At 71.8% G+C, this 4,208-nt stretch carries 5 protein-coding genes; all 5 read right to left on the reverse strand.

The window, feature by feature from the left end:
- Nucleotides 1-36: 36 nt before the first annotated feature.
- On the reverse strand, nt 37-1,185 hold the full coding sequence (gene tsaD / locus HMPREF3121_RS01515; protein WP_070519317.1) for a tRNA (adenosine(37)-N6)-threonylcarbamoyltransferase complex transferase subunit TsaD: 1,149 nt from the start codon (nt 1,183-1,185) through the stop codon (nt 37-39).
- 9 nt (nt 1,186-1,194) lie between these two features.
- On the reverse strand, nt 1,195-1,689 hold the full coding sequence (rimI, locus tag HMPREF3121_RS01520) for a ribosomal protein S18-alanine N-acetyltransferase (RefSeq protein ID WP_070519335.1): 495 nt from the start codon (nt 1,687-1,689) through the stop codon (nt 1,195-1,197).
- A gap of 35 nt (nt 1,690-1,724) precedes the next feature.
- On the reverse strand, nt 1,725-2,606 hold the full coding sequence (gene tsaB, locus HMPREF3121_RS01525; RefSeq protein WP_070519337.1) for a tRNA (adenosine(37)-N6)-threonylcarbamoyltransferase complex dimerization subunit type 1 TsaB: 882 nt from the start codon (nt 2,604-2,606) through the stop codon (nt 1,725-1,727).
- Between the two features lie 5 nt (nt 2,607-2,611).
- A complete protein-coding gene (locus HMPREF3121_RS01530; protein WP_070519319.1) occupies nt 2,612-3,133 on the reverse strand; it encodes a tRNA (adenosine(37)-N6)-threonylcarbamoyltransferase complex ATPase subunit type 1 TsaE in 522 nt (173 codons plus the stop codon).
- 95 nt (nt 3,134-3,228) lie between these two features.
- Nucleotides 3,229-4,208: alpha/beta fold hydrolase (locus tag HMPREF3121_RS01535; RefSeq protein WP_070519321.1), on the reverse strand; the 980-nt coding region annotated here is incomplete at its 5' end.

Genomic DNA, 4,208 nt, shown 5'->3' on the forward strand with positions numbered 1-4,208 from the left:
GCCCCGCCGAGGCGGGCGGGGCGTGCGGGGTTTGTTTTACGACGCCCCGCCGGGAAGCGCGATGAGCTCCTCCACCGGCATCGACGGGTCGGTGGCGCACCCGTAGCCGGACGGTTCGGCGCCGGCGGCGATGAGGTGGGCGGCGATGGCGCCGATCATCACCCCGTTGTCGGTGCACAGGCGCATCGGCGGCACGTGCAGCGTCAGGCCCGCTTCGGCGCACCGCTCGGCGGCGAGTTCGCGCAGTCGGGAGTTGGCGGCCACTCCCCCGCCCAGCAGCAGGGTCGTCGCGCCGACGTCCTTCGCGGCGCGAACGGCCTTGAACGTCAGCACGTCGCACACCGCCTCCTGGAACGACGCGCAGGTGTCGGCCATGTCGATGACGCGGCCCTCGCGTTCGGCGGCTTCGACGTATCGGGCGACGGCGGTCTTCAGGCCGGAGAACGAAAAGTCGTGCCGGGAATCCTGCGGCCGCATCATCCCGCGGGGGAACTTCACCGCCGCGGGGTCGCCGTCCTTGGCCAGGCGGTCGATGACGGGTCCGCCGGGGTAGCCCAGACCGAGCAGCCTCGAGACCTTGTCGTAGGCCTCGCCGGCGGCGTCGTCGAGGGTCGATCCCAATTCCGTCATCGGACGCCCGGCACCGCGCACGTGCAGCAGCTGCGTGTGCCCGCCGGAGACCAGCAGCGCCACGGCGTTGGTCAGGTCCGCGCCATCGAGGGCGCCGACGGCAACGTGGCCGCCCAGATGGTTGACCCCGTAGAACGGCACGTCCCACGCCGCCGCATACGCCTTCGCGCCGGCCGACCCGACCAGCAGCGCCCCCGCCAATCCGGGCCCCACCGTGGCGGCGACGCAATCGGGGATGAAACGCCCCTCCCCGGAGTCGGGGCCGAGCGCCTCCCCCGCACGTCGCAAAGCCTCGCGGACCACCGGCTGCAGGGCCTCCAAGTGTGCGCGCGAGGCGATCTCGGGCACGACGCCGCCGAAGCGGGCGTGCTGCTCCATCGACGACGCCACGACATCGGAGAGGACCTCGATCCGCGGGCGGTCGGCCGAACCCTCCTGCTCCGCGGGAAGGTCATCCGACCAGGTGACGCGCATGACGGCGGCGCCCGTTTCGTCGCAGGAGCTTTCGACGGCGAGGATCGTGCGGCTGTGCTGGGCGGCGGCGCTGGAGGTCATGCCCGAATTCTACGACCCGCCCGCCGCCGGCCGACGCATCGTGTACGCGTCGGCGCCGGACTGGCGGTAGTAGCGCTTGCGCACCCCGATGGTTTCGAACCCGTGCGCGGTGTACAGGCCGACCGCCGGTTCGTTGTCGGTGCGGACCTCCAGGAACACCGGCCCCGGCGCGGCGTCGGCGACGGACAGCAGATGTTCCAGCAGTTCCCGGCCCACGCCGCGGCCGCGCAGGACGGGGTCGACGGCGATGGTGTGGATCTCGTACTCGGGCGCCGACTCGGGCCCCAGCCTGGTGATTCCGCCGTAGGCGAGCACCCGGTCGACGCCCTTCGCGGCACCGCCGTCGGGGATGACCCAACCGAGGTAGAGGTTGGCGGGGCTGGCCAGTTCGGCGGCGAAGGCGGACTCGGGCCACGGGTCGTCGCCGGCGAAGATCTGGGCTTCCAGCGCGGCGCATCCCGACGCCGCCCCGGGAGCCAGCCGCCCGAAGGTGGCGGCGGCCAACAGCTGATCCGGGTTGGGGCCGGGTCCCGCGCCGATCACGCGCCGTCCCGCTTCGCGACGTCCACGTCCGGAATCGCAGGGGACTTGGGCACGGGTTTCGGCGGAGTCGCGTCGGGGCGTCGGAGGTACAGCGGCACCAATGCGGCGGCCGGCCCCGCGAGAGCGGCGGTGGCGGAAAACGGCGTGTGGTCGGGTTCGCCGTCGCCGTCGGCGTCCGGACCGTCTTCGTCGTGGTGGTATTCCAACTCGGCGACGGCGGCGGCGACGAGTCCGGCGGGCGTCGGATATGCGCCGGTGATGCGGGAATCCGCGACCACCGCGGCGACGTCGGTGTCGGCGAAGCCCGCCCGGACGTCGGCGCACTTGTCCGCGTCACCGACGAACTGCCCGGGCACGAAATCGGGGACGTCCTCCAGCACGGCATCGGCGCAGGCCGCCGCAGCCATCACAGCCGGCCCCCACACCCGTCGACCATCGCGGTAGGCGGCGACGTAGACCTCCCGGCGACGGGCGTCGGTGACCACCATGACGTCGCCGGGCAGGGCTTCCCCGCCCGGATGAGCCAGCGCGTCGAGCGAACATGCGCCGTGGGCCGGCACCTCCCACGCATCGGCGAACGACGCCGCGGTGGCCATGCCCACCCGAAGGCCGGTGAAGGGGCCGGGGCCGCAGCCGACGACGACGGCCCCGACCGCGCGGGCGGCGCCACCCCCGAGCCCGGCGTCGGCCAGGCACGTCCGGATCAGCGGCGTGAGCACCTCATTGTGGGCGCGCGCGTCGACGTGACCGGCCGCCGACAATTCCTCGAGCATCGGCGACCGGCGACCGTTGGCCGCACGCTCGCCGGGCAGCTCGGCGACGTGGACGAGACCGGCGGTGACCTGCGGCGTGGACGTGTCCACGGCGAGTACGAACATGTCCGTCACGATACCCGCCGCCACGTCACTTCCCGGACGTCATCCGCCGAAGAACGGTCGATGCTCACCAGCAGGAGGGAGTCGGACAGCTGCTCGACCAGGCCGGCGCCCCATTCGGCGACGACGACGCAGGACTCCAGATCCGTGTCCAGGTCGAGGGAGTCCAGGGCGTCGAGGGCGTCGAGACCCCGGTCGTCGGCGCGTTCACCCCCGACTCCTTCCGCTCCCGGTCCTTCCTCGCCGAACAGCCGGTAGGCGTCGACGTGGACCAGATCCGGTCCGCCGCCCAGGCTGCGGTGGTGACGGGCGATGGTGAACGTCGGGCTGGTCACCCGCCCGCGGACGTTCATGCCCGCGGCGATGCCCTGGGTCAGCGTGGTCTTGCCCGCGCCCAGCGGACCATCGAGGATCACCAGGTCCCCGGCGACCAACGTGGCCCCGAGTTCCTCGCCGAAGGCCCGCATGTCCTCGGCCGTCGGCAATGTCCGTGCACCGGATTCGGGGAAAGTGCTGGGGCGGGAAGTCATGGGGACATCGTAATGCGGGCCCCGGATCGCCCCCACCGGGGCCGCGCACCGGCCGGTTTTCGTCTGCGTCGGCCGGTTCGTCCACCGGCCGCCTCCTACACCGGCCAGTTCTCGCGGACGAGGGTCTCGATGGCCCCGCCGACCAGCTTCGGCTGCTCCAGCTGCACCATGTGGCCGGCGCCGGGCACCCTCACCAGGCGGGCGCCGGGCCAGCCCTCGATGATGTCCACCGCCCGCTCGTACGGGATCATCCGATCCTTGTCGCCGGCGATGACCACGCCGGGATGGCCCTCCAACGCGGCGACGCCCTCCGACTCGTCGTGAAGCTGCAACGCGCCGAAGAAATTGAAGATCGTCGTGGCGTGCGTATCGTCGATCATCTTCTCGTTGAGTTTCACGATCGCATGCGGCGTCCTCTGATCCCCGAAGGAAGCGCCGCGGATGAGGGGCATCTCCCCCACCGTCGCCAACTGCCGGACCTGGTTGGCCAACTGGGGCAACGACTTCGCGGTCTTCGTCAGCGCCTGGCCGACGGGCCCGAGCATCATCTGCGGAATGCCGCCCTTGGACAACCCCGCCGACGCCGTGGCCAGCAGCGACACTCCCGACACCCGCTCCATCAGCTCCGGGTGTCGGCGGGCGAAGGACATCACGGTCATGCCGCCCATCGAATGCCCGACCAGGAAAATGCGCCCGGCCGGGACGCGCTCGCGGATGATGCACGCCAAATCATCGGCCGTGTGGCCGATGGTGCAGGCCTCGGCCTCTGGGTCGCCGGAATCGCCGTGGCCGCGCTGATCCCAGAACAGCAACCGCACATCATCGCCGAAGCTCTTGCGGAACTGATGCGACAGCAGGCACCACGAATCCTTGCGCTGGCAGTAGCCGTGGGTGAACACGATGGTCACCGGGGCAGTCTGGAATCCGCGCTCGACGACGCACAGGTCGAGGCCGTCCGACGAGGTCACCGTCCCCGACCACGTGGCGTCGCCCAGGGTCAGCAGCTCGGGCGGGACGGCCGCGGCGTTGCGGGCGAGCCAGTGCTCGCGCCAGCCGATGACGCCCGCGCCGGCCG

The organism is Corynebacterium sp. HMSC11E11 (assembly GCF_001807025.1).
GTDB lineage: Bacteria > Actinomycetota > Actinomycetes > Mycobacteriales > Mycobacteriaceae > Corynebacterium > Corynebacterium freneyi.

What these genes read in the sequence shown, in the direction of transcription:
- tsaD (WP_070519317.1), bottom strand. Translation starts at nt 1,185, where the DNA reads ATGACCTCCAGCGCCGCCGCCCAGCACAGCCGCACGATCCTCGCCGTC.
- tsaB (WP_070519337.1), bottom strand. Translation starts at nt 2,606, where the DNA reads ATGTTCGTACTCGCCGTGGACACGTCCACGCCGCAGGTCACCGCCGGT.
- HMPREF3121_RS01530 (WP_070519319.1), bottom strand. Translation starts at nt 3,133, where the DNA reads ATGACTTCCCGCCCCAGCACTTTCCCCGAATCCGGTGCACGGACATTG.